This is a genomic window from Sphingobium sp. V4, from assembly GCF_029590555.1.
Lineage (GTDB): Bacteria > Pseudomonadota > Alphaproteobacteria > Sphingomonadales > Sphingomonadaceae > Sphingobium.
Map to the genome: position 1 here is coordinate 235430 of NZ_CP081001.1, position 23507 is coordinate 258936.

The following is a 23507-nucleotide window of genomic DNA, read 5'->3' on the forward strand; positions in this document are numbered from 1 at the left end:
CGGCCATCCCTTGCGGCACGCGCCTCCACCCAGTTTTCCCTTTTCGGATCAAGAGGTAAGGCATGACAGAGGCCATCCGCACCACCTGCGCCTATTGCGGCGTCGGCTGCGGCATTTCGGCCACGCCGACCGGGCCGCGATCGGTCATCATCAAGGGCGACGAGGCGCACCCGGCCAATGGCGGGCGCCTCTGCTCCAAGGGCACGCATCTGGGCGAAACGGTGGGGCTGACCGGTCGGCTGCTGCATCCCATGATCGGCAACAAGCGCGCCAGCTGGGACAAGGCGCTGGACCTGGTCGCGAAGAAATTTCGCGAAACCGTCGAACGGTACGGCCCGGACAGCGTGGCCTTCTATGTCTCCGGCCAGTTGATGACCGAGGATTATTATGTCGCCAACAAGCTGATGAAGGGCTTTATCGGTTCGGCGAACATCGACACCAATAGCCGCCTGTGCATGTCGAGCGCGGTCGCCGGGCATAACCGGGCATTCGGCGAGGATGTGGTGCCCGCCAGCTATGACGATCTGGAAGAAGCGGACCTGATCGTCCTGGTCGGGTCCAACACCGCCTGGTGCCACCCGATCGTCTATCAGCGCATCCAGGCCGCCCGTGCCGCGCGCGGCACGAAGCTGGTCGTCATCGACCCGCGCCGCACCGAAACCTGCGAGGGCGCGGACCTGCATCTGGCCGTGAAGCCCGGCACCGACGTCGCGCTGATGAACGGGCTGCTCGCATGGGTAGCGGCGCAGGGCATCACCGATCCGGCCTATATGGCCGATCATGTGAACGCCCCCGAAGGCTTCTGGGAGCATATCCGCGACGGCCACGATCTGTGGACTACGGCGAAAACCTGCGACATCGCGCCCGCGCTGCTGGAACAATTCTACAAGCTGTTCGCCGCCACGCCGCGCACCGTCACCCTGTTCAGCCAGGGCATCAACCAGTCGATCCGCGGGACCGATCAGGTCAATGCGATCATCAACGTCCACCTCGCCACCGGCCGCATCGGCAAACCGGGCGCGGCGCCCTTCTCGATCACCGGCCAGCCCAATGCCATGGGCGGGCGCGAGGTCGGCGGCCTTGCCTCGACGCTGGCGGCGCATATGGACTTCGCGCCCGACAATGTCGCGCGCGTCGGCCGCTTCTGGGCCGCGCCGACGATGGCGACCAAGCCGGGGCTGAAGGCGGTCGACCTGTTCCGCGCGATCAACGAAGGGCGGATCAAGGCGCTGTGGATCATGGCGACCAACCCCGCCGTTTCTCTGCCTGACGCTGGCCGGGTCCGCGAGGCGCTGGAGGCGGTTCCCTTCCTCGTCGTGTCGGACATCATGGCCGATACCGACAGCTCGACCCATGCCGATGTCCGCCTGCCCGCCGCCGGGTGGGGCGAGAAGGACGGCACCGTCACCAATTCGGACCGCACCGTCAGCCGCCAGCGCCCCTTTTTGGCGTTGCCCGGCGAGGCCAAGCCCGACTGGTGGATCGTCACGCAGGTCGCGCGCCGCATGGGCTGGCGCAACGCCTTCGCCTATGACCGGCCCGCCGACATCTGGCGCGAACATGCGCGCCTGACCGCCTATCAGAATGATGGCGCGCGGCTGCTCAACCTGCGGGCGCAGGCCACGATCGGCAATGATGCCTATGACGCGATGGAGCCGTTCCGCTGGGGCGGGGAGAAGCCCTTCGCAAAAGGCGGCTTCACCACCCCAGACGGCAAGGCGCGGCTGGTGCTGACGAAGCAGATGGACATTCAGGAGCCGCTGAAACAGTGGCCGATGACGCTCAACACCGGGCGCTATCGCGACCAGTGGCACACGATGAGCCGCACCGGCCTGGCCCCCAAGCTGGCGCGCCACCGCGAGGAGCCGCTGGTGGAAATCCACCCGCGCGACGCCGAGGAACTGGGCATCGTCGACCGCGATCTGGCGCGGGTCCAGACCGCGCAGGGCAACAGCATCTTCCGCGTGCGCGTGAGCGACGGCCAGCGGCCGGGCGAGATCTTCACCCCGATCCACTGGACCGACCAGACCAGCAGCGGCGGCCGCACCGGCCTGTTGCCGCGCCCGTTGGTCGATCCTCATTCGGGCCAGCCGGGTTTCAAGTCGACCCCGGCCAGCGTCGAGAAGGTCGCGACCGAATGGAAGGGCTTCCTCATCCTGCGCGGGTCGGAGCCGGTGAAGCTGCCCTGCCTCTGGGCGACGAAGATCAGCGTGCCGGGCGGCGCGCTCTACGAGATCGCGGGCAATGGCGATCCTGCGCGGCTGGAGGCGTTCCTGCCCAAGGGCGACCGGGTCGAGGCCATGGACATGACCCGTGGCACCCGCCGCGTCGCGATCATCAGCGAGGGCAGGCTGCGCGGCGTGCTGTTCGTGACGCGCACCGGCCTGCTGCCCTCGCGCGACTGGCTGATCCGCCAGTTGGAGGTCGAAGGGGTGGGCGGCTCGGTGCTCGCCGCGCGCGGGCCGGGCAGCCAGCCGGACAAGGGCGCGACCATCTGCGTCTGTTTCGACATCGGCCTCAACCAGATCGTTGCCGCGATCCGCGACCAGCAACTGGTCGACGTGCCCGCCGTGGGCAAGGCGCTGGGCGCCGGGACCAATTGCGGATCGTGCCGCCCCGCCATCGCCAATATCCTCGCTCAAGCCCAATCCACGCAGGAGACGCTCCATGCAGCCGAATGACCTTATCGCGCCGGGTGAAGTCTGGCTGGTGGGCGCGGGACCGGGCGATCCGGACCTGCTGACCCGCAAGGCGGAAAAGCTGATCGCCGCCGCCGACATCATATTCTACGACGCGCTGGTGGGGCCGGGCGTGCTGGACCTGATCCCGACGGGTGTCGAACAGGTGAGCGTCGGCAAGCGTTCGGGCCGCCACTCCAAGGCGCAGGACAGCATCAACGACCTGCTGCTGGCGGCGGCGAAGGCGGGCAAGCGCGTCGTGCGGTTGAAGGGCGGAGACCCATCGGTGTTCGGCCGCTCGGCGGAGGAGATGGAGCATCTGGCGCGCGACGGCGTGCGCTTCCGCATCTGCCCCGGCATCACCACGGCCAGCGCGGCGGCAGCGAGCGGCCATGCCTCGCTCACCCTGCGCGGCGTGGCGCGCGGGTTGACCTTGGTGACGGCACATCTCAATGCCGGGGAGCCGCTCAAGCTGGACTGGGCAGCGCTGGCGCGGCCGGGCGGGACGCTCGGCATCTATATGGGCCGGGCGGCGGCGGGCGAGATCAGCCGGTCGCTGATCGCCGCCGGGCGCGATCCCGAAACGCCGGTGATGGTGGCGGTCAATGTCTCGCTGCCCAGCGAGCGGCTGATCCGGGGGAAGCTCTCTGCGCTCGCCTTCCTGGTGGCGACGATCAGTGACGAAGACCCGACCCTGCTGCTGATTGGGGAGGCGGTGGCGGGCACGCACTGCCCGACGGACGTGGCAGCGAGCGTGGCGTTGCCGGCTTAGCGCCGACTTCAAGTCCGTTTCGCCCTGTCGGCGCAGGCTCAGCCCGAATGGAGTCAGGAGGAAAGGCTAGCCAGATCCTCCGGCCGGTTGATGTTGGGCAGGACCAGTCCCGGCATCTCCACCACCCGCACATGGATGCGGTCCAGCCACCCGGCGATGGAGCGGTTATTCTCCTCGCCCAGATGGGCGTCCAGTTCGAACGCCAGCGAGGTGGGCCACCAGCCGAGCAGTTGCTGGCCTTGCAGGATCGCGGCGCCGTCGCCGATCAGCGCGGCGGGGAGGTCGGCGGGATAATAGGGCATGTCGCAGCCGGTGGTCAGCACGCCGACGAAACCGTGGCTGAGCGCATGGTGCAGCGCCGCGTTGAGGCCGCCCAATGGTCCCATGTCGGAATGCGGCCGGTCGGCCAGCCCGGCGCCTTCGGTGTCGGGGCGACCGCAGATCACCACCTCCGCCACATGGGGCGCCAGCCCCGCCACGGCATGGTCGAGCAGCCTTTTTCCGTCGAGCAGGGCCAGCGCCTTGTCGCTGCCGAAACGGCTGGAGTGTCCACCGGCCAGCACGGCGCCCAATATCGGTCCGTTGCGCATATCCGCCTCCGTGATAGTCGCCCTCTATAAAGACGGGACTGGCTGCACTATAGCAGATATATGCAGACCCGCCTCGTCGAATATTTCCTGGCGCTGGAGCGCGAAGGCCATTTCGCGCGGGCGGCGGCCCAATGCCATGTGTCGCAACCGACCCTGTCGGCCGGCATCGCCACGCTGGAGGCGCAACTGGGCAAGCGGCTGATCCGCCGGGACCGCAAATATGCCGGGCTGACGGCGGAGGGAGAGGCGATCCTGCCCTGGGCGCGGCAACTGGTGGCGGCGGCGGAGGCGCTGGGGCAGGCCGCGGAAACGGCGCGCGGGCCGTTGAAGGGCGAACTGCGACTGGGCGCGATCCCGGCCGCCATGCCCGCGATCGGCTGCCTCGCCGCAGCGATGCTGGCGCGGCATCCGGGGCTGAATATTTCGGTGCGGGCGCTGACATCCCGGCAGATCGAGCGCGAACTGGCGGCGTTCGAGCTGGACGCGGGGTTGACCTATCTCGATTTCGAGCCGCCCGCCCATGCCCTCTCCGTCCCGCTCTATGTCGAGCGGACCATGTTGGTGAGCGCGGTGACGGGCGTGCCCATTCCCGACCCGCTCGACTGGGCGGCTCTCGCCACGCTGCCGCTCTGCCTGCTGCATCAGGGGATGCAGAACAGGCGGATTCTCGACGCACGGCTGGCCGAGCGTGGGCTGGCGCTGCGACCCCTGGTGACGGCGGACAGCTATGTCGCGCTGCTCGGGCTGGTGCAGCAGGGGCGGCTCTGCTCGATCATTCCGGACAGTCATGCGACACTGCTGGAGGGGCTGGCCTGGGCGCGCACGCGCCCCTTGCCGGATATGGGGGAGGGCAGCCGGGTCGGCGTGATCGTGTCGGACAGCGCGCCGATGGGACCGCTGGCGCAGGCGGTGCTGGGAGTCGCGCGCGAACTGCGCCTGCCGCCGGGATTTCGGGTCGGTTGATAGGATTCTTCTATCAGCCATGGCAGGCTTCGATTTGACCCCTCGGCCGCGCGGGCGCAGGATCGCGGCCAAAATCGGGCCAGGACAGCAGGCCAGGGATGCAGGATATGATGGAAGATTTTGTCACGGAGTGGACCGCGCGCCATGGCGCGACGCGCGATCGGCTGTTGCCGCTGCTTCATGCAGTGCAGGCGGAGGCGGGGCATATCGACGATGCGCTGGTCCCGGCGATTGCGAAGGCACTGAACCTCAGCCGCGCGGACGTCCATGGCGTCGTCACCTTCTATCATGATTTCCGCCGCGCGGCGCCCGGCCGCCATGTGGTGAAGCTGTGCCGCGCGGAAAGCTGCCAGGCGCGCGGCGGCGCGGCGATCGAACGGACGGCGGCGCAGCGTCTGGGCGTGGCGATGGGCGAGACGCGCGGCGACGGGCAGGTGGCCCTGGAGCCGGTCTATTGCCTGGGCCTGTGCGCCATCGGCCCCAATGCGCTGGTCGACGGCCGACCGGTGGCGCGAATCGACGCCGCCGCGCTGGAGCGGATCGCGCTGGAGGTGGCGGCATGAGGGTGTTCGTGAGTCGCGACATGGCCTCCGTCGCGCTCGGCGCGGACGATGTGGCACGCGCCTTCGTCGACGCCGGCTGCAATGTGGTGCGGACCGGGTCGCGCGGGCTGTTCAGCATCGAGCCGCTGGTCGAGGTGGAGACGGACGAAGGCCGCATCGGCTTCGGTCCCGTCGGGCCGGGGGATGTGGCGGCGATACTGGATGGCACGCACGCGGCGCGGCTGGGCCGGGTGGAAGCGCTGCCCTTCTTCGCCTCGCAGCAGCGTTTCACCTTCGCCCGCTGCGGCATCACCGATCCGCTGAGCCTTGCCGACTATGCCGCGCATGGCGGCTGGCAGGGGTTGGCCGCGGCGCGGGCGCAGTCGCCACAGGCCGTGATCGACGCCGTCAAGGCGTCGGGCCTGCGCGGGCGTGGCGGCGCGGGCTTCCCCACCGGCATCAAGTGGCAGACGGTGTTGGATGCGCCCGGCGCCGAGAAATATATTGTCTGCAACGCCGATGAGGGCGACAGCGGCACCTTCGCCGACCGGATGCTGATGGAAGGCGATCCATTCTGCCTGATCGAGGGCATGGCGATCGCAGCCCATGCGGTGGGTGCGGGCCATGGCTATATCTATATCCGCTCCGAATATCCCTATTGCATCACGACCATGCGCGCGGCGATCGACGCGTCGGCGCATCTGGTCGCGCCCTTCGTGCTGGAGGTGCGCGAGGGTGCGGGCGCCTATGTCTGCGGCGAGGAAACGGCGCTGCTCGACAGCATCGAGGGCAAGCGAGGCCAGGTACGCGCCAAGCCGCCCCTGCCGGCGCTGCAAGGTCTGTTCGGCCAGCCGACCGTCATCAACAATGTGCTGAGCCTGGCGGCCGTGCCGTTCGTCCTGGCCCAAGGAGCAGACGCCTATGCGGCGGTCGGTTTCGGCAAGTCGCGCGGCACCATGCCGGTGCAGCTGGCGGGCAATGTGAAGCATGGCGGCCTCTACGAGATCGGCTTCGGCATCACCCTTGGCGAGCTGGTGAACGACATCGGCGGCGGCACGGCGAGCGGTCGCCCGGTGCGCGCGGTCCAGGTGGGCGGGCCGCTGGGCGCCTATTTCCCGCCGTCCATGTTCCATCTGCCCTTCGATTATGAAGCGTTTACGGCTGCGGGTGGCCTCATCGGCCATGCCGGGATCACCCTGTTCGACGACAGCGTGGACATGGCGCATATGGCGCGCTTTGCGATGGAGTTCTGCGCGGTGGAAAGCTGCGGCAAATGCACCCCCTGCCGCATCGGATCGACCCGCGGGGTGGAGATCATGGACCGGATCATCGGTGCGCGCGATGCCGCACCGTCAGGCGCGGGTGGAGCGGTCGGCGGCTATCTCGACAAGGCGCTCTATTCCCGTTCCCCCGCTCGTATCGACACCTCGCTCGACGCGCAGACCGCCCTTCTGCGCGACCTGGCCGACACGATGAAATATGGCTCGCTCTGCGCGCTGGGCGGTTTCACGCCCTATCCGGTGCTGAGTGCGCTCGACCATTTCCCCGAGGATTTCGGCGCTTCTGCGCCTTTGAAGGAGGCCGCGGAATGAGCTTTTCCCGCGAAACCGACCATGGCACCCCACCGGCGCTCGCCACCGGCAACAGCGTCACCCTGACCATCGACGGCCAGAGCGTCACCCTGCCCGAAGGCACCAGCATCATGCGCGCCGCCTCGCTGCTGGGCGGCTCCATCCCGAAACTCTGCGCGACCGACAGCGTCGAAAGTTTCGGCTCCTGCCGCCTCTGCCTGGTCGAGGTGGAGGGGCGCAATGGCTATCCCGCCTCCTGCACCACGCCGGTCGCGCAGGGCATGGTGGTCCGCACCCAGAGCGATCGCATCAAGCAGCTGCGGCGCGGGGTGATGGAACTCTATATCTCCGACCATCCGCTCGACTGCCTGACCTGCGCCGCCAATGGCGACTGCGAATTGCAGGAACAGGCCGGCGCGGTCGGGTTGCGCGACGTGCGCTACGGCTATGACGGCGCGACCAACATGGGGCAGGCGAAGGACCAGTCGAACCCCTATTTCGATTTCGATCCCAGCAAGTGCATCGTCTGTTCGCGCTGCGTGCGGGCTTGCGAGGAGGTGCAGGGGACGTTCGCCCTCACCATCGAGAACAAGGGATTCGAATCCAAAGTCGCCGCTTCGCAAGGCGAGGATTTTCTCGGCTCCGAATGCGTGTCCTGCGGCGCCTGCGTTCAGGCCTGCCCGACCGCCAGCCTGATCGAGAAGGCGGTGGTGGAGGTCGGCACGCCCGACCGCGCCGTCGTCACCACCTGCGCCTATTGCGGCGTCGGCTGCACCTTCCGCGCGGAAATGCGGGGCGAGGAACTGGTGCGGATGGTGCCGTGGAAGGAAGGCAAGGCCAATCGCGGCCATAGCTGCGTCAAGGGCCGCTTCGCCTGGGGCTATGCCCAGCATCAGGACCGTATCCTCAACCCCATGATCCGCGCATCGGTGGACGAGCCGTGGCGCGAAGTGTCGTGGGAGGAGGCGATCGCCCATACCGCGTCGGAGTTCCGCCGCATCCAGGCGCAATATGGAACGCGCAGCATCGGCGGCATCACGTCCAGCCGCTGCACCAACGAGGAAACCTTCCTCGTCCAGAAGCTGATCCGCCAGGGGTTCGGCAACAACAATGTCGATACCTGCGCCCGCGTCTGCCACTCGCCGACCGGCTACGGCCTCAAGACTACCTTCGGCACGTCGGCGGGGACGCAGGATTTCGACAGCGTGATGCAGTCGGACGTGATCCTGGTGATCGGCGCCAATCCCACGGACGGGCACCCGGTATTCGCGTCGCGCATGAAGAAGCGCCTCCGTCAGGGCGCGAAGCTGATCGTCGTCGATCCGCGCCGCACCGATCTGGTCAAGTCGCCCCATATCGAGGCGGAGCATCACCTGCCCCTGCGCCCGGGCACCAATGTCGCCATGCTGACGGCGATGGCGCATGTGATCGTCACCGAGAAACTCTATGACGAGGCGTTCATCCGCGCACGCTGCGACTGGGACGAGTTCGTGGACTGGGCGGACTTCGTGTCGCAACCCGCCCGCTCTCCCGAAGCGATCGAGCCGCTGACCGGGGTGAAGGCCGACGCGGTGCGCGCCGCCGCGCGGCTCTACGCGACCGGGGGGAACGGGGCGATCTATTATGGCCTTGGCGTCACCGAACATAGCCAGGGCAGCTCGACCGTCATGGCGATCGCCAATCTCGCCATGGCCACCGGCAATATCGGGCGCGAGGGCGTGGGCGTGAACCCGCTGCGGGGCCAGAATAATGTGCAGGGCGCCTGCGACATGGGCAGCTTCCCGCATGAATATAGCGGCTATCGCCATGTGTCGGACGATGCCACCCGCAAGCTGTTCGAAACCGCCTGGGGCGTTGCCCTCGACAGCGAGCCGGGCCTTCGCATCCCCAACATGCTCGACGCGGCGACCGACGGGACGTTCAAGGGGCTGTTCATCCAGGGCGAGGACATCCTCCAGTCCGACCCCAACACCCATCATGTCGCGGCGGGCCTCGCGGCGATGGAATGCGTGGTGGTCCAGGACCTGTTCCTCAACGAAACCGCCAATTACGCGCATGTCTTCCTGCCCGGATCGACCTTCCTCGAAAAGGACGGCACCTTCACCAACGCCGAACGCCGCATCCAGCGCGTGCGCAAGGTGATGGCGCCACTCAATGGCCCAAATGGCCAGGGCTATGCCGACTGGGAGATCGTGCAATTGGTCGCGAACGCCATGGGCCTCGACTGGACCTACGATCATCCTTCGCAGATCATGGACGAGATCGCCGCGCTCACCCCGACCTTCGCCGGCGTCCATTATGACCGGCTGGACGCGGAACGATCGCTGCAATGGCCCGCCAATGATGCCGCGCCCGACGGCACCCCGACCATGCACATCGACGGCTTCGTGCGGGGAAGGGGCAAGTTCGTCGTGACCGACTATGTGCCCACGGATGAAAAGACCGGGCCGCGCTTCCCGCTGCTGCTGACCACCGGGCGCATCCTCAGCCATTATAATGTCGGCGCGCAGACCCGGCGCACCGCCAATACCGCCTGGCACCCGGAGGACCGGCTGGAAATCCATCCCAGCGACGCCGACAATCGCGGTCTCAAGGATGGCGACTGGGTGACGTTGCGCAGCCGGGCGGGGGAAACGACGCTGCGCGCGATCCTCACCGAACGGGTCGCGCCCGGCGTGGTCTACACCACCTTCCACCATCCCGAAACGCAGGCCAACGTCATCACCACCGACTATTCGGACTGGGCCACCAACTGCCCGGAATATAAGGTGACGGCGGTGCAGGTGTCGGCGTCCAACGGGCCGAGCGACTGGCAGCGCGACTATGCCGAGCAGGCCCGCCACAGCCGCCGCATTGCGCCGCTGGAAGCAGCCGAATAGGATCGCGGGGATGAGCGACGAAAATGATGTCATGTCGACCGGCGACCGGCTGATCTACATGGCCAACCAGATTGCCCGCAACCTGGCGGCGCAGGGCGAGGCGGAAGCGGTCGCGGCGACGGCGGACCATATCGCCAGCTTCTGGGACCCGCACATGCGCGCGCGCATCGGGCTGCTCGCGGCGGAGAAGCCCGATGCGCTGTCGCCGATCGCGGCCGCGGCCGTCCGCCGGATCGCCCGTTGACCGATCTGCTGGAGCAGGAAACGGCGCTTGTCCGCCTGTCCTTCGATCGGCTGACGCCCGATGGCGCGACGCAGGCGGTCGAGCGCGCGCTGGCGGAAGAAGTGCCGGTCGCGATCGAATTCAACGGCATTGGCTATGCCGTGCTGATGGCGACGCCGCAACATCTGGACGATCTGGTGCTGGGCTTTGCGCTGGCCGAACGGCTGATCGGGCGGGAGGATGCGCCGTTCGATGTCGACGTGCATCGCACCGCGCAGGGCATCATCGCCCGCGCCACGCTGCCGCCCGAACGCACCGGCGCGCTGCTGGACCGGGTGCGCCACCGGGCGACCGACAGCGCCTGCGGCCTGTGCGGGATCGAGAATCTTGAGCAGGCGATCCGGCCGCTGCCGCGCGTGAGCGCGGCGACGCGAGCGGATCGCGCGGCGATTTTCCGCGCGCTGGCGGCGCTGGGCGATCATCAGCCGTTGAACGCCGCCACCGGCGCGGCCCATGCCGCTGCCTGGGTCGGGGCGGACGGGACGATCCGGCTGGTGCGGGAGGATGTCGGCCGGCACAATGCGTTCGACAAGCTGGTCGGCGCGATGATGCGCGCCGGCGCGGGCTGGGACGGCGGCTTCGCGCTGCTGTCCTCGCGCTGCTCCTATGAACTGGTGGAAAAGGCGGCGTTGGCCGATTGTCCGCTGCTCGTCACCATTTCCGCGCCGACGCGGCTGGCGGCCGATCGGGCGGCGGAAGCGGGTCTGCCGCTGGTGGTGCTGGCCCGGTCCGATGCCCTGCTGGCGCGGGAGCCGGGGTGAAGGGCTGAAAGCCAGGCAAATATTCGTCATTCCCGCCTTCGCGGGAATGACGGTAATGGTACGGGTCTAGCGAAACACCCATTGCCGGTTGAGCAGGAAGACGATCCCCGGCGTCACGAAGATCATGGGGGGGATGGGCGACCATGCGGGCCAGCCCATATGGGTGACGCACAGCCAGACCCAGAGCGCGTTGAGCGCATAGCTGACCAGCGAGACGGCGACGAACCGCGCCCCGCGCGCGGCGTGGCCGTCATCGGCCTGGCCATGGCCGCGAAAGGTGATGGCGCTGTGCGAGACATAGCCGATGCAGACCGCCGCGCCATAGCCGATCAGGTTGGCGATCTGGACATGCAGCCCCGCAAGCGCGGCGAGGCACCAGTAGATGCCGGCCTGGCAGGCGGTGACGAACAGGCCGGTCAGGCCATAGCGGACGATCTGCCAGAACAGCGCCCGATGTTCGGGCGACAGCCGCTGCGCGAATTTCATGATGGTCCCCGTTGCGCTTTGACGCGCAGCCTCTAATCCACGCGCATGACCTTGCATAGCGGTGAAACCCTGCGCGCGCGCGCCTGCCGGCTGGCGGCGCTCCTGTCCGTCCATGGCGCGCGCCACTGGAAATGGCTGACCTTCCTGCTGTGGATCATCGTCGCCGTCACCTTCGTGGCGACGCGCTGGCCGGCGGTCCACTGGCTGGTGCTCAGCGATACCGACGACAATATCCGCTATGTCCAGGTGAAGGACTGGCTCGCGGGGCAGGGCTGGTACGACCTGCGCCAGTATCGGCTCGATCCGCCGGGCGGGGCCGACATCCACTGGTCGCGCATCGTCGACATCCCGCTGGCCGGGCTGATCCTCTTCTTCCGCGCCTTCGTCGACCAGGGGCTGGCTGATCGCCTCGCCTGCGCCATCGCGCCGCTGCTGCCGCTGCTGCTGCTGATGCTCAGCCTGGGCTTCATCGGGCGGCGGCTGGCCGGTCCCAATGGCTGGGCGCTTGCCGTCCTGGCGCCGCTCGCCGCGCAGATGGGCCTGGGCATGTATGCGCCGATGCGGATCGACCATCATGGCTGGCAACTGGCGCTGGCGCTGACCATGCTGGCGGGCGTGATCGACGCCAACCGGCTGCGCGGCGGGGTGATGGCCGGGGTCAGCAGCGCGCTGTCGATCGCGATCGGCATGGAAATGATCGTCTATCTGGCGGCGGGCGGCGGCCTCATCGCGCTGCGCTGGGTGTTCCGGCCGGGCGCGGAGCGGCGGATGCTGCCCTATGCGCTGAGCCTGGCGGGCGCGACCTCGCTCTTCTACCTGCTCTTCGCCAGCTACGCCAACCGGGCGATGGTCTGCGACGCGCTGTCGCCCGTCTGGGTGGCGGTGTTCGGCGCGGCGGGCGCGGGGATGGTGATCCTGTCGCTGGCGCCCCTGCGTGGCTGGCCGGTGCGGCTGGCCGCGGGCGCGGTCGTGGGCGGGGCGGTGGCGCTGTTCTTCTGGATGAACTGGCCGCAATGCCTGCGCCCCTATCAGATTTCGCCCGAACTGGAGCGGCTGTGGCTCGCCAATATCCGGGAAGCCAAGCCGATCACCGCGCAGGCGCAAAGCCTGGTCGTGCCGCTGCTGGCGATCCCGGCGGCGGGCCTTGTCGGCCTGCTCTGGGCGCTGTGGGATTCGCGGCGCGACGCGGAACGGCTTTGGGCCTGGGCGACGGTGGGGCTGATGATGCTCTTTTCGACCGCCTTGCTCTTCTGGCAGCTGCGCGCCGGGCCGGCGGCGCAGTTGCTGGCGATCCCGCCCGCCGCGTGGGCCGCGCACCGGCTGGTCGCGGCGGTGCTGACGGGCAGCCGCAGGGCGCGGATCGCGGCGGGCACGGGCGTGGCGCTGCTGGGCCTGATCGCCTTCGCCTATCCGCTCTATCCGCAGGCTGTGACGCTCTGGCAGGAGGCGACGGGCAGCAAGCCCCGGCCATGGCGGCCCTCCGCCATCGCGCGGAACGACGCGATCAAGAAGGCCAATGGCCGTTGCCGCACCCTGCCGGCGCTGGAACAACTGGACCAGCTGCCTGCCGCGACCATCTTCACCATGGTGGACCTCGGCCCGCGCATCCTGGCGACCACGCATCACAGCGCGCTGGCCGGTCCCTATCATCGCAACGGCGCGACGATCCTCGACATCCACCATGCCTTCGACGGTCCGGCGAGCGGCTTCCGCGCGATCGCCGCGAAGCATCATGCCACCTATCTGCTGGTCTGCCCCAATTTTCCCGAAGGCACCATTTATCAGGCGCGCAGCCCGCGCGGCTTCTATGCTGACCTGATGCGCGGCGAGCGGCCCGACTGGCTGGTCCCGGTGGCGCTCAAGACCGGCATGACCATGCCCTATCAAGTCTACCGGATACTCTATTCACCGTCGGGCGAGAAAGAAGGCCCGCAGCAGCGCTGAGGCCTCGGCCTCGGCGATGCCGCCATAGACATCGGGCCGATGCAGGCATTGCGGCTGGGTGAAGAGGCGCGGCCCCTGCTCGATCGCGCCGCCCTTGGGATCGGCGGCCGCATAATAGAGCCGCGCGATCCGGGCGTGCGATATGGCGCCCGCGCACATCGGGCACGGCTCGAGCGTGACCCAGAGGTCGCAGCCGGTCAGCCGGAAATCGCCGAGCCGCGCCGCTGCCGCGCGCATCGCGACGATTTCGGCATGGGCGCTGGGATCATGGTCGCGCCTGTTGCGATTCTCGCCCTCGCCGATGATCGCGCCGTCCTTCGTCACCACCGCGCCGATCGGCACCTCGCCCGCCGCCTCCGCCGCGCGGGCGAGGTCGAGCGCGCGGCGCATGGGCGCGGGCAGGGGAAAGGGCGGAGCCATCCCCCGCCGTTACAGGATGATGCAATCGGGTGAAAGGATTGGGCGACATTAGGCGCGCACGCGATGCAGAGCCGGCCCGATGCCCCGCTCGGCCACCCAACGGCAATATTATATGGGTGGTCGGGTGGGGGGAGCGGGCCGGTGCCGCACCGCGCCGACGGCGCATCAGACAGCGTTCACGGCTTCTTCACGTCCACCGTGGGCACTTCGACCGTTTCGTTGCGCGTGCCGACCTCGACCTTGGCCACGCTCGCTTCATATTTGGGCAGCGCGCCTTCCTTGACCGCGATTTCGGGCAGGCGGCCCTCCTGCGTCTTTTGCAGGTCGATGAAGCCCGTGGCGATGCCGCCGGCCAGCACGAGCAGAATGATGAGCAGCAATCCACCAATGATTCGCATATCCGCCTCCCTTGGGCTAGTTGCCCTTTCAACGCGCTGGACCGCCAAGGGTTGCGATCCAGCCTTGCTGCGGGTTGACGGGGACAGGGAATCCCGTTATCGGCGCGGCTTTCCGAACGAACCCGAATTCAAAGGTTGATTGACTATGTCGCGCATTTGCGAGCTGACCGGCAAGGGTCGCCAGGTGGGTCACAATGTTTCCCACGCCAATAACAAGACCAAGCGTGTGTTCCTGCCCAACCTGCAGAACGTCTCGCTGATCTCCGAAGCGCTGGAAACCAGCGTCAAGCTGCGCGTGTCGACCCATGGTCTGCGCTCGGTCGAGCATAATGGCGGGCTGGACAACTGGCTGCTCAAGACCAGCGACGACAAGCTGTCGCTGAAGGCGCGTCGCCTGAAGCGCGACATCGCCAAGAAGAAGGCCGCCGTCGCGGCCTGATTCGTTTCGATTCGTTTCGGCATAAGGAGCGGCCCCTCACCGGGCCGCTTTTTTGCGTTCAGAATGGGGCCGGGTCAGTCCAACCCGAATTTCAGCAGCAGCGTGCGCTGGAAAAATTCGTGATTGTCGTCGGAAATAACCCAGAGGACCGGCCGGCCGGCCTCGCGGGTCAAGGCCATGCCTTCGAAATTGTCGGCTAGCAGCGGCGGCGCGAGGCGGGCGAGGGTGCGCGCCTTGAGCAGCGCGCCCGGTTCCATCCGCTCGGGCAGGTCGACGATCGCGATCGTCGCGGTGAACAATTCCTGCAAGGTCAGCCGGCGGTTCAGCACCAGCAGGTGCCGCGCATCCAGCGCCACCACGTCGGTCGGGCGATAGCCCTGCGGCGGCGCATAGCGCAGATGAATGGGGTCGGCCGTGCCATGGTCGGCCGGATCGCCGGGGAAGAGCAGCACCTCGTGCCGCCCGTCCGGCGTCATCCCCATCTCCCCGATCGCCAGGAAGCGGCCGTCCGGCAGGCGGGAGAGCGATTCGATCGACCCGGTCTTGGGCCAAGCGACCAACTCGGGCCAGGTCCGGCATCCCTCGACGCGGGCGAAGCCGGGGGAATAGCGGCAGATGGCCTGCTCCAGTTCGAAGCCGACCCAGTAGCGGTCGCTGGCAGGGTCATGAGTGATCGATTCGGCATCCCATGCCCACCAGGGGCGGTGTCGGTCCTGGGCGCGTACCGGCAGCGGGGCGATGAAGGGCCGTCGCCGTGGCGGGCCGGCCCCGACATGGAATCCCATCAGCACACCGGAATCGCTCAGGCCCAGCAGGTCGCCCGTCGGCGACGCCAGCAGCGCGGAAATGCCGCCGAAGCCCGGATTGGCGCTGCGCAGCTCCCAGCCGCCCAGATAGCGGAGATCCCCGGCCCGCCGCGCCGCCGGATCGCCGGCATTCAGCGCGAGCGGGCGCGCCGTGACCAGCAGCGCGCCGGGGTGCACGCCTTCCGGTTTGCCGGGGGGAGGGGCTGGCAGCAGCAGGATGGCGAGCGCCAGCACGATCAGGATTCGCGTCATTATCCCGTGCCATAGGCGATTATCCGGCAGGACGCAGCAAAGCAGTGGCAGGCCGTTTGCAGGTGAACGGCGGCTGACGGCGACATTCAGGCGCGGCTCAAGCTGAATCGCCCATAAGGACGTCAATCAATGGCGAATCCCGTTTTCCGGACCCTCGCCCATGATGATGGCTTATGGAAGGAGCAACGCCATGAAGATGAAGTTTCTAGTGAATATGGGAGCCGCTCTGGCGATGGGCGCTGCTTCCCTGGCCGTCACCGCCACGCCGGCCATGGCCCGCGACGGCTATTATCGCGGCTATGAGCGCGGCGATTATTATCGTGGTGATCGCGGCTACCGTGGCGATCGCGGCTATCGCGGCGACTATTATCGCGGCTACCGCGGCGATCGTTATTATCGCAACAATTATTATCGCGGTGACCGCTATCGTGGCGGCTATCGCTGCCGGGACAATGGCACGGGCGGCACCATCATCGGCGCGATCGCCGGTGGCCTGCTCGGCAATGAAGTCGGCAAGGGTTCGGGCCGCTATGGCCGCCGGGGCGATGGCACCACAGGTGCGATCATCGGTGCCGGCGTGGGCGCGCTGGCCGGCCGGGCTATCGACCGCAACTGCTGAGCCGATGCGACGCTGAACAACGGGAAGGGCCGTTCCGCAAGGAGCGGCCCTTTATCGTGCCGCTGTTTCGGGGATGGGCGTGGGCACCATGCGGCGACGATCGGCCGCCGCTGCCGCCCGCGCTGCGGGATTCAGCCCCGCCTCGTCTCGCGCCGCGCCGCTCCGGGCGTCGAGCAGGGCGGCGGCTTCGTTCAGCGCGCGCGCCTCGCTGGCGCTGACGCCGCCGACGCCATCGTCCGGCTCCGCGCCACATCCGGCCAGGGCGACCAGCGCGCAAAGGATCGCCCGTCGGCCGTGCATCCTGTCTCTCCCATGAAAAAGGGCCGCACCGTTGCCGGCGCGACCCTTTTCCGAAATCTTCCCGAAAACGGGACTTACATCGCGTTGGCGACGTTGTTGGTCGCGTTCGACGCAGCGTTCGCGGCATTGTCGGCAGCGTTCAGCGCGGCGTTCATGGCGTTGTCGGCAGCGTTCGAAGCATTCTCGGCGGCGTTGGCAGCGTTGTTCGCGGCGTTTTCCGTGCCGCCCGAGCAGGCAGCGAGGCCGAGCGAAGCGGCGAGAACGAGCGAAAGAGCAATCGACTTGGTCATGGGCAACAACCCCTCTCTGAGAAAAAAAAGATGCAGACCACTCTCGGAGAAAAGCTCACCCCCCATTGCGCCTGCGTCGCGATTCGTAATGCTTTGGAAAGAGCAAGGCAATCCCATTCATGCAAATCGGGGTGGTTGCGCTACCTCCTTTGGCTCGCGAGTCGCGGAAATGAGGAGCATTGACGCATATAAAGATTTCTTTATATGATGGCGCCATGCTGTCCGCTCTCGACATTTTCCGCGCTCTGGGCGACCCGACGCGGCTGCGGATCGTCCACCTGCTGCGGGCGATGGAACTGGCCGTGGGCGAGATCGCGCAGGTCGTGGGGCAGAGCCAGCCGCGCGTGTCGCGCCATGTCCGCATCCTGGCGGAAGCCGGGCTGGTCGAACGCCGCAAGGAGGGCAATTGGGTCTTCCTGCGGCTGGGCCGGGGCGGGGAGGTCGCGCCCTTTCTGGACCTGTTCGACCGGTTGACCCCGTCTGAGGGCGAGAAATTGTGGCAGGCGGCGGACCTGGCCCGGCTGGCGGCGGTCCGGGCCGACCGCGCCAGCGCGGCCGAAGCCTATTTCGCCGAACATGCCGAGGAATGGGACGCGATCCGGTCGCTCCATGTGCCCGAGGCGCAGGTGGAGGCGGCGATACGCAGCCTGCTGGCGCGCGAGCCGATCGGCCATCTGCTGGACGTCGGCACCGGCACTGGGCGGATGATCGAACTGCTGGGCGACGCGGCGGATCAGGTGACGGCACTTGATCGCAGTCCCGACATGCTGCGGCTCGCCCGTGCCAAGCTGCCGCAGGATGCGGGCGACAAATATGCGCTGCTGCTGGGGGATTTCCTGGACCTGCCGTTGGCGCCCGGCAGCATCGACACGGTCGTGCTCCACCAGGTGCTGCATTATGCACAGGCGCCCGAGGTGGTGATTGCCGAGGCGGCGCGTGTGACGGCAGCGCAGGGGCGGGTGCTGATCGCCGATTTCGCGCCGCATGAACGCGAAGAGCTGCGCGTGCGCGACCAACATGCGCGGCTGGGCTTTGCCGACGAACAGATCGAACGCTGGTTCGCGCAGGCGGGCCTGGAACTGGAACGGGTGGAAACGCTGCCCGGCCAGGAACTGACGGTGCAACTCTGGCTGGGCCGGCGCCGGAGCGCGCGCGTCCTGCCCATCGAAGGACGGATTTCCGCATGACCCTCAATGATCCTGCTGCACCGCTTTACGCGGATCTGGCCGGCGACTGCCATGTCAGTTTCGAATTCTTCCCGCCCAAGACGGAGAAGATGGAAACGCAGCTCTGGTCGGCGATCGAAACGCTGACGCCGCTGGCGCCCAAATTTGTGTCGGTCACCTATGGCGCGGGCGGTTCTACGCGCGAGCGCACCCACAACACTGTCGCCCGGATCGCGCAGGAAACGCCGCTGGCGGCGGCCGCCCATCTGACCTGCGTCGCCGCCAGCAAGGGCGAGATCGCAGAGATCGCCGACGCCTATTGGGAGGCGGGGGTGCGCCATATCGTCGCGCTGCGTGGCGATCCGCCCGAAGCGGGCGGCCGGTTCGAGCCTCATGCCGACGGCTATGCCGGCGCGGCCGAACTGGTCGAAGGGCTGATGAAGCAGCATCCGTTCGAAATTTCGGTGTCCGCCTATCCCGAAGTCCATCCCGAAGCGGCGAGCGCGCAGAGCGACCTCGACAATCTCAAGCGCAAGCTGGACGCCGGGGCGACCCGCGCCATCACGCAATTCTTCTTCGCGCCCGAAACCTATTTCCGCTTCCTCGACCGGACGGCGGCGGCGGGGATCAGCGCGGACATCGTGCCGGGCATCATGCCGGTCAGCAATTTCGCCGCGACCCAGCGCATGGCCGCCATGTGCAACACCGACGTGCCCAGCTGGATGGCGCGCCTGTTCGAGGGGCTGGACGATCATCCCGCCGCCCGGCAACTGGTGTCGGCCACGATCGCGGCGGAACTCTGCCGCAAACTCTATGAAGGCGGCGTGCGCGACTTTCATTTCTACACGCTCAACCGGGCGGAACATAGCTACGCGATCTGCCACCTGCTCGGGCTGCGGCCCAATGCAGCGGCGGTCGCCCAATCGGAGAAGGCAGCATGAGCGCCGAAGCACAGTTGCGCGCCCTGGCGGCGGAAAAGATCCTGATCTTCGACGGCGGCTATGGCACGTCGATCCAGAAACATGGCCTGACCGAAGCCGATTATCGCGGGTCGCTGGACCTGGCCAAGGACCAGAAAGGCAATAACGACCTGCTCTGCCTGACCCGGCCCGACATCGTCGAGGGTATCCACACCGCCTATCTCGACAATGGCGCCGACATGATCGAGACCAACACCTTCTCGTCCACCAAGATCGCCATGGCCGATTATGGCTGCGAACATCTGGTGTGGGACATCAACGTCGCCGCCGCGAAGATCGCCCGCAAGGCGTGCGAGGCTGCGACCGCGAAGGACGGCAAGCCGCGCTTCGTCTGCGGCTCGATCGGCCCGACGAACAAGACGCTCAGCATCTCGCCCGACGTCAACGATCCCGCCTATCGCGAAGTCGATTATGATACGCTCAAGGCCGATTATCGCGAGCAGTGCGACGCGCTGATCGCAGGAGGCGTCGATTTCCTGCTGGTCGAAACCTGCTTCGATACGCTCAATGCCAAGGCGGCGGGCATGGCGGCGCGCGAGGCGGAGGCAGCGGCGGGCCGCGCCGTGCCGCTGATGCTCAGCTTCACCATCACCGACATGTCGGGCCGCAACCTGTCGGGTCACACGATCAACGCCTTCTGGTATTCGCTGCGGCACCTGAAGCCGCTCACCATCGGCGTGAACTGCGCCTTCGGTGCGGACCTGCTGCGGCCTTATTTGAGCGAATTGTCGAAGAACGCCGACACGCTGATCCTGGCCTATCCCAATGCCGGCCTGCCCAACGAACTCGGCCAATATGACGAGCTGCCGGAAACCACCGCCAGCCTCATCCGCCAGTGGGTGGATGAGGGGCTGGTCAACATGGTCGGCGGCTGCTGCGGCACGACGCCCGCGCATATCGGCGCGGTGGCCAAGGCGTTGGCGGGGCACAAGCCGCGTGTCGTGCCGGAACTGCCCGTGGTGACAAGGCTCGCAGGCCTCGAACCGATGCACATCGCGGCCTGACCATAGTTCCCCTCCCTTCAGGGAGGGGTTAGGGGAGGGCCTGTAAACGCTTGCTCTCCGACATGCCCTCCCCCGACTCCTCCCTGAAGGGAGGGGAGAGAGAATCAGATGACCCAGAAATCGACCGCCACCTTCGTCAATATCGGCGAACGCACCAACGTCACCGGCTCGGCCAAGTTCAAGAAGCTCATCATGGCGGGCGACTATGCCGCCGCCATCGACATCGCGCGCGAGCAGGTGGAAAATGGCGCGCAGATCGTCGACGTCAACATGGACGAAGGGCTGCTCGACGCGGTCGAGGCGATGACCACCTTCCTGAAACTCATGACATCGGAACCGGACATCAGCCGCGTCCCCGTCATGATCGACAGCTCAAAATGGGAAGTCATCGAAGCCGGGCTGAAATGCGTCAGCGGCAAGCCGGTCGTCAACTCGATCAGCATGAAGGAGGGCGAGGAGGCCTTCCTGCATCATGCGAAACTCTGCATGGCCTATGGCGCCGCCGTGGTCGTCATGGCCTTTGACGAGACCGGCCAGGCCGACACGAAGCAGCGCAAGGTCGAGATTTGCGAGCGCGCCTACAAGCTGCTGATGACCATCGGTTTCCCGCCGGAGGACATCATCTTCGATCCCAATATCTTCGCCGTGGCGACGGGGATCGAAGAGCATAACAATTACGGCGTCGACTTCATCGAGGCGTGCCGCGAGATCAAGGCGCGCTGCCCGCACGTCCATATCTCGGGCGGCCTGTCCAACTTCTCCTTCTCCTTCCGCGGCAACGAGCCGGTCCGCCGCGCGATGCACAGCGTCTTCCTCTACCACGCCATCCCCGCCGGGCTCGACATGGCGATCGTCAATGCGGGCCAGCTCGACGTCTATGACGCGATCGACCCCGCCCTGCGCAAGGCGTGCGAGGACGTCCTCCTGAACTCCGACCCCGAAGCCGGCGACCGCCTCGTCGCGCTCGCGGAATCCTTCAAGGGCAAGGACGCCGCGTCGGAAAAGGCCGCGCAGGAATGGCGCGGCTGGCCGGTCGCCAAGCGGCTGGAACATGCGCTGGTCAAGGGTATCGACATGTATGTGGTCGAGGATACGGAGGAAGCCCGCCTCGCCGCCGAAAAGCCCATCCAGGTGATCGAAGGCCCGCTGATGGACGGCATGAACGTCGTCGGCGACCTGTTCGGCGCGGGCAAGATGTTCCTGCCCCAGGTCGTGAAATCCGCCCGCGTCATGAAGAAGGCGGTCGCCCATCTCCTTCCCTATATCGAGGCCGCCAAGGAACCCGGCGCCAAGGGCAAGGGCAAGATCATCATGGCCACGGTCAAGGGCGACGTCCACGACATCGGCAAGAATATCGTCGGCGTCGTGCTGCAATGCAACGGCTTCGAGGTGGTCGACATGGGCGTCATGGTGCCCTGGCAGGACATCCTCAAGGCCGCGAACGATCATGACGCCGACATGATCGGCCTCTCCGGCCTCATCACCCCCTCGCTGGACGAGATGGTGACGGTGGCGGTCGAAATGCAGCGCGCGGGCATGACCATGCCGCTGCTGATCGGCGGCGCCACCACGTCGAAGGTCCATACCGCGCTGCGCATCGACCCCGCCTTCACCGGCCCGGTGGTGCATGTGCTGGACGCCAGCCGCGCCGTCGGCGTCGCCACCGCGCTCGTCTCCGAAACGCAGAAGGAGGATTTCGTCCGCAAGACCAAGGACGATTACGACCATGTCCGCAAGGCGCGCGAGGGCAAGGGCCAGAGCCAGCTGCTCAGCATCGAGGATGCCCGCGCCAACGCCTTCGACATGGACGAAAGCCTCAAGGCCCCGCGCCCCCTGCTGCCCGGCGTCCATACATTCCCCGACTGGGATCTGAAGGATCTGGTGCAGTATATCGACTGGACCCCCTTCTTCCGCGCCTGGGAACTGGCGGGCAATTATCCTGCCATCCTGGACGATGCGGTGGTGGGCGAAAGCGCCCGCAGCCTCTTCGCCGACGCGCAGAAGATGCTGGACCGGATCGTCAGCGAAAAATGGCTGACCGCGCGCGGCGTCGCGGGCCTGTGGCCCTGCCGCCGCGAAGGCGACGACATCGTCGTCCATGTCGAGGACGAGAAACATTATCGCCTCCCCATGCTGCGCCAGCAGATCGCCAAGCGCGAAGGGCGGGCCAATATGTGCCTCGCCGACTTCATCAGCCCGAACGGCGACTGGATGGGCGGTTTCGCCGTGTCGATCCACGGCATCGAGCCGCATCTGGCCCGGTTCAAGGCGGCGATCGACGATTATTCGGACATTCTGCTGAAGGCGCTGGCCGACCGCCTCGCCGAAGCCTTCGCCGAGCGTCTCCACCATTATGTCCGCACTGCGCTCTGGGGCTATGCGGAGGGGGAGCAGCTGACCAACGAGGCGCTCATCAGGGAGCAATATCGCGGCATCCGCCCCGCGCCCGGCTATCCCGCCTGCCCGGAACATAGCCTCAAGCCCATCCTGTTCGACATGCTGGACGCCCATCACGCCACCGGCATCACCCTGACCGAAAGCTTCGCCATGCTGCCGACGGCGGCGGTCAGCGGCTTCTATTTCGGCCACGCCCAGGCCGAATATTTCGGCGTCGCCCGCGTCGGCCGGGACCAGATGGAAGATTATGCGCAGCGGCGCGGCATCGACCTCGACACGGCGGAACGCTATCTGCGGCCCAATCTGGACTGATCCCTCTTTACGCCCCTCCCGTTTCCGGGAGGGGCAGCGAGCCTTGCGCGCTTAGCGCGCTGGTCGCAGCGGGGTGGGCCATGCGCCCCGCGATAAAGCGCATCGCCGTCGGCAAAAGAGACTGGCGGTCCGTCCCCCAATCCCTATCTCCCCTCGATGAAGATCTTCACCATCGGCTATGAAGGCGCGACGCAGGCGGAACTGATCGCGACGCTGACGCAGGCGGGCGTGCGCCTGCTGGCCGATGTCCGCGCTGTGCCGCTGTCGCGGCGGCCCGGCTTCTCGAAGAACATCCTCGCTGCCGGCCTGCGCGAAGCGGGGATCGACTATGTCGGGCTCAAGGCGCTGGGCACGCCGGCCGAAGGGCGGGAGGCCGCGCGCAAGGGCCACCACGCCCGCCTCGCCGAAATCTACGCCCGGCAACTCGACCTGCCGGAGGCGATCGTGCAGGCGGAACAGCTCAAGGACATGGCGGCGGAAACGCCCACGGCCCTGCTCTGCTTCGAACGCGATCCCGCAGCCTGCCACCGCTCGCTGCTGCTGGACGCGGTGCTGCCCGACGCGGAGCGGGTGGATTTGTTTGTGGGGTAGTGGCCGTTAATGGCCGATTGCGGAATGTCGGCTTTCCGCCTCACCTTGGCAAAAACTCTCTTAC

At 67.2% G+C, this 23507-nt stretch carries 23 protein-coding genes; 16 read left to right on the forward strand and 7 right to left on the reverse strand.

The window, feature by feature from the left end:
• Positions 1-62: 62 nt before the first annotated feature.
• Both K3M67_RS01215 and cobA read left to right on the forward strand, forming a co-directional pair.
• Positions 63-2681: a nitrate reductase gene (locus tag K3M67_RS01215; protein ID WP_285832051.1), complete on the forward strand. Its 2619-nt coding sequence runs from the start codon at positions 63-65 to the stop codon at positions 2679-2681.
• Positions 2668-3450, forward strand: a complete 783-nt coding sequence (gene cobA / locus K3M67_RS01220) for a uroporphyrinogen-III C-methyltransferase (protein ID WP_066863901.1) — start codon at positions 2668-2670, stop codon at positions 3448-3450. The genes K3M67_RS01215 and cobA overlap by 14 nt, the downstream gene beginning before the upstream one ends.
• Positions 3451-3503: 53 nt before the next feature.
• On the opposite strand, the gene mobA is transcribed toward cobA, so the two are convergent.
• A complete protein-coding gene (gene mobA / locus K3M67_RS01225) occupies positions 3504-4040 on the reverse strand; it encodes a molybdenum cofactor guanylyltransferase (RefSeq protein WP_066863898.1) in 537 nt (178 codons plus the stop codon).
• Between the two features lie 60 nt (positions 4041-4100).
• Here mobA and K3M67_RS01230 point away from each other — a divergent pair, with 60 nt between their 5' ends.
• The 6 genes from K3M67_RS01230 to fdhD all read left to right on the forward strand — a co-directional run bounded on the left by K3M67_RS01230 (position 4101) and on the right by fdhD (position 11039).
• Positions 4101-5003, forward strand: a complete 903-nt coding sequence (locus tag K3M67_RS01230; protein ID WP_066863895.1) for a LysR family transcriptional regulator — start codon at positions 4101-4103, stop codon at positions 5001-5003.
• Between the two features lie 110 nt (positions 5004-5113).
• Entirely contained in the window at positions 5114-5566 is a 453-nt protein-coding gene (locus K3M67_RS01235) for an NAD(P)H-dependent oxidoreductase subunit E (RefSeq protein ID WP_285832965.1), read from the forward strand.
• Positions 5563-7137: a formate dehydrogenase beta subunit gene (locus K3M67_RS01240; protein WP_285832052.1), complete on the forward strand. Its 1575-nt coding sequence runs from the start codon at positions 5563-5565 to the stop codon at positions 7135-7137. Before K3M67_RS01235 ends, K3M67_RS01240 begins: the two co-directional genes overlap by 4 nt.
• Positions 7134-9995 (forward strand): formate dehydrogenase subunit alpha, encoded by a 2862-nt coding sequence (gene fdhF / locus K3M67_RS01245; protein ID WP_285832053.1) that lies wholly within the window; start codon positions 7134-7136, stop codon positions 9993-9995. Before K3M67_RS01240 ends, fdhF begins: the two co-directional genes overlap by 4 nt.
• Positions 9996-10005: 10 nt before the next feature.
• Positions 10006-10239, forward strand: coding sequence for a formate dehydrogenase subunit delta (locus K3M67_RS01250; RefSeq protein ID WP_066863886.1), 234 nt, complete (start codon positions 10006-10008; stop codon positions 10237-10239).
• Positions 10236-11039, forward strand: a complete 804-nt coding sequence (gene fdhD / locus K3M67_RS01255) for a formate dehydrogenase accessory sulfurtransferase FdhD (RefSeq protein WP_285832054.1) — start codon at positions 10236-10238, stop codon at positions 11037-11039. The genes K3M67_RS01250 and fdhD overlap by 4 nt, the downstream gene beginning before the upstream one ends.
• A gap of 66 nt (positions 11040-11105) precedes the next feature.
• On the opposite strand, the gene K3M67_RS01260 is transcribed toward fdhD, so the two are convergent.
• A complete protein-coding gene (locus K3M67_RS01260; protein ID WP_066863884.1) occupies positions 11106-11525 on the reverse strand; it encodes a GtrA family protein in 420 nt (139 codons plus the stop codon).
• A gap of 45 nt (positions 11526-11570) precedes the next feature.
• On the opposite strand from K3M67_RS01260, the gene K3M67_RS01265 reads away from it, so the two are divergent.
• Positions 11571-13469, forward strand: a complete 1899-nt coding sequence (locus K3M67_RS01265) for a hypothetical protein (RefSeq protein ID WP_285832055.1) — start codon at positions 11571-11573, stop codon at positions 13467-13469.
• On the opposite strand, the gene K3M67_RS01270 is transcribed toward K3M67_RS01265, so the two are convergent.
• Positions 13431-13889, reverse strand: coding sequence for a nucleoside deaminase (locus K3M67_RS01270; RefSeq protein WP_066863879.1), 459 nt, complete (start codon positions 13887-13889; stop codon positions 13431-13433). The two genes, K3M67_RS01265 and K3M67_RS01270, sit on opposite strands and share 39 nt — an antisense overlap.
• Positions 13890-14065: 176 nt before the next feature.
• Positions 14066-14287, reverse strand: coding sequence for a hypothetical protein (locus K3M67_RS01275; protein ID WP_066863877.1), 222 nt, complete (start codon positions 14285-14287; stop codon positions 14066-14068).
• A 145-nt stretch (positions 14288-14432) separates the two neighbouring features.
• Between K3M67_RS01275 and rpmB the strand changes: the two genes are divergently transcribed.
• Entirely contained in the window at positions 14433-14726 is a 294-nt protein-coding gene (gene rpmB, locus K3M67_RS01280; RefSeq protein WP_066863875.1) for a 50S ribosomal protein L28, read from the forward strand.
• 74 nt (positions 14727-14800) lie between these two features.
• Here the strand turns inward: rpmB and K3M67_RS01285 are convergent, their stop codons facing one another.
• Positions 14801-15784, reverse strand: coding sequence for an esterase-like activity of phytase family protein (locus tag K3M67_RS01285; protein WP_285832056.1), 984 nt, complete (start codon positions 15782-15784; stop codon positions 14801-14803).
• A 190-nt stretch (positions 15785-15974) separates the two neighbouring features.
• Between K3M67_RS01285 and K3M67_RS01290 the strand changes: the two genes are divergently transcribed.
• Positions 15975-16403 (forward strand): glycine zipper 2TM domain-containing protein, encoded by a 429-nt coding sequence (locus tag K3M67_RS01290; protein WP_066863869.1) that lies wholly within the window; start codon positions 15975-15977, stop codon positions 16401-16403.
• A 51-nt stretch (positions 16404-16454) separates the two neighbouring features.
• Here K3M67_RS01290 and K3M67_RS01295 read toward each other — a convergent pair whose 3' ends face one another.
• Together K3M67_RS01295 and K3M67_RS01300 are read right to left on the reverse strand one after the other, a co-directional pair.
• Positions 16455-16703 carry a hypothetical protein gene (locus tag K3M67_RS01295; protein ID WP_285832057.1) on the reverse strand — a complete coding sequence of 83 codons (249 nt, stop codon included), beginning with the start codon at positions 16701-16703 and terminating at the stop codon, positions 16455-16457.
• A 74-nt stretch (positions 16704-16777) separates the two neighbouring features.
• Entirely contained in the window at positions 16778-16993 is a 216-nt protein-coding gene (locus K3M67_RS01300; RefSeq protein WP_066863864.1) for a circumsporozoite protein, read from the reverse strand.
• 215 nt (positions 16994-17208) lie between these two features.
• On the opposite strand from K3M67_RS01300, the gene K3M67_RS01305 reads away from it, so the two are divergent.
• The 5 genes from K3M67_RS01305 (at position 17209) to K3M67_RS01325 (ending at position 23443) form a co-directional block, all read left to right on the forward strand.
• Positions 17209-18180: an ArsR/SmtB family transcription factor gene (locus K3M67_RS01305; protein ID WP_066863862.1), complete on the forward strand. Its 972-nt coding sequence runs from the start codon at positions 17209-17211 to the stop codon at positions 18178-18180.
• Positions 18177-19100: a methylenetetrahydrofolate reductase gene (metF, locus tag K3M67_RS01310; protein ID WP_285832058.1), complete on the forward strand. Its 924-nt coding sequence runs from the start codon at positions 18177-18179 to the stop codon at positions 19098-19100. Before K3M67_RS01305 ends, metF begins: the two co-directional genes overlap by 4 nt.
• Positions 19097-20143 (forward strand): homocysteine S-methyltransferase family protein, encoded by a 1047-nt coding sequence (locus K3M67_RS01315; protein ID WP_066863856.1) that lies wholly within the window; start codon positions 19097-19099, stop codon positions 20141-20143. The genes metF and K3M67_RS01315 overlap by 4 nt, the downstream gene beginning before the upstream one ends.
• Positions 20144-20251: 108 nt before the next feature.
• Complete coding sequence (gene metH, locus K3M67_RS01320) at positions 20252-22852, forward strand: methionine synthase (RefSeq protein ID WP_285832059.1); 2601 nt, start codon at positions 20252-20254, stop codon at positions 22850-22852.
• Positions 22853-23008: 156 nt separating this feature from the next.
• Positions 23009-23443, forward strand: coding sequence for a DUF488 domain-containing protein (locus K3M67_RS01325; RefSeq protein ID WP_285832060.1), 435 nt, complete (start codon positions 23009-23011; stop codon positions 23441-23443).
• Positions 23444-23507: the final 64 nt, after the last annotated feature.

Coding starts and splice junctions, on each gene's coding strand:
- K3M67_RS01215 (WP_285832051.1), top strand. CDS start 63: ATGACAGAGGCCATCCGCACCACCTGCGCCTATTGCGGCGTCGGCTGC.
- cobA (WP_066863901.1), top strand. CDS start 2,668: ATGCAGCCGAATGACCTTATCGCGCCGGGTGAAGTCTGGCTGGTGGGC.
- mobA (WP_066863898.1), bottom strand. CDS start 4,040: ATGCGCAACGGACCGATATTGGGCGCCGTGCTGGCCGGTGGACACTCC.
- K3M67_RS01230 (WP_066863895.1), top strand. CDS start 4,101: ATGCAGACCCGCCTCGTCGAATATTTCCTGGCGCTGGAGCGCGAAGGC.
- K3M67_RS01235 (WP_285832965.1), top strand. CDS start 5,114: ATGGAAGATTTTGTCACGGAGTGGACCGCGCGCCATGGCGCGACGCGC.
- K3M67_RS01240 (WP_285832052.1), top strand. CDS start 5,563: ATGAGGGTGTTCGTGAGTCGCGACATGGCCTCCGTCGCGCTCGGCGCG.
- fdhF (WP_285832053.1), top strand. CDS start 7,134: ATGAGCTTTTCCCGCGAAACCGACCATGGCACCCCACCGGCGCTCGCC.
- K3M67_RS01250 (WP_066863886.1), top strand. CDS start 10,006: ATGAGCGACGAAAATGATGTCATGTCGACCGGCGACCGGCTGATCTAC.
- K3M67_RS01260 (WP_066863884.1), bottom strand. CDS start 11,525: ATGAAATTCGCGCAGCGGCTGTCGCCCGAACATCGGGCGCTGTTCTGG.
- K3M67_RS01265 (WP_285832055.1), top strand. CDS start 11,571: ATGACCTTGCATAGCGGTGAAACCCTGCGCGCGCGCGCCTGCCGGCTG.
- K3M67_RS01270 (WP_066863879.1), bottom strand. CDS start 13,889: ATGGCTCCGCCCTTTCCCCTGCCCGCGCCCATGCGCCGCGCGCTCGAC.
- K3M67_RS01275 (WP_066863877.1), bottom strand. CDS start 14,287: ATGCGAATCATTGGTGGATTGCTGCTCATCATTCTGCTCGTGCTGGCC.
- rpmB (WP_066863875.1), top strand. CDS start 14,433: ATGTCGCGCATTTGCGAGCTGACCGGCAAGGGTCGCCAGGTGGGTCAC.
- K3M67_RS01285 (WP_285832056.1), bottom strand. CDS start 15,784: ATGACGCGAATCCTGATCGTGCTGGCGCTCGCCATCCTGCTGCTGCCA.
- K3M67_RS01290 (WP_066863869.1), top strand. CDS start 15,975: ATGAAGATGAAGTTTCTAGTGAATATGGGAGCCGCTCTGGCGATGGGC.
- K3M67_RS01295 (WP_285832057.1), bottom strand. CDS start 16,703: ATGCACGGCCGACGGGCGATCCTTTGCGCGCTGGTCGCCCTGGCCGGA.
- K3M67_RS01300 (WP_066863864.1), bottom strand. CDS start 16,993: ATGACCAAGTCGATTGCTCTTTCGCTCGTTCTCGCCGCTTCGCTCGGC.
- K3M67_RS01305 (WP_066863862.1), top strand. CDS start 17,209: ATGCTGTCCGCTCTCGACATTTTCCGCGCTCTGGGCGACCCGACGCGG.
- metF (WP_285832058.1), top strand. CDS start 18,177: ATGACCCTCAATGATCCTGCTGCACCGCTTTACGCGGATCTGGCCGGC.
- K3M67_RS01315 (WP_066863856.1), top strand. CDS start 19,097: ATGAGCGCCGAAGCACAGTTGCGCGCCCTGGCGGCGGAAAAGATCCTG.
- metH (WP_285832059.1), top strand. CDS start 20,252: ATGACCCAGAAATCGACCGCCACCTTCGTCAATATCGGCGAACGCACC.
- K3M67_RS01325 (WP_285832060.1), top strand. CDS start 23,009: ATGAAGATCTTCACCATCGGCTATGAAGGCGCGACGCAGGCGGAACTG.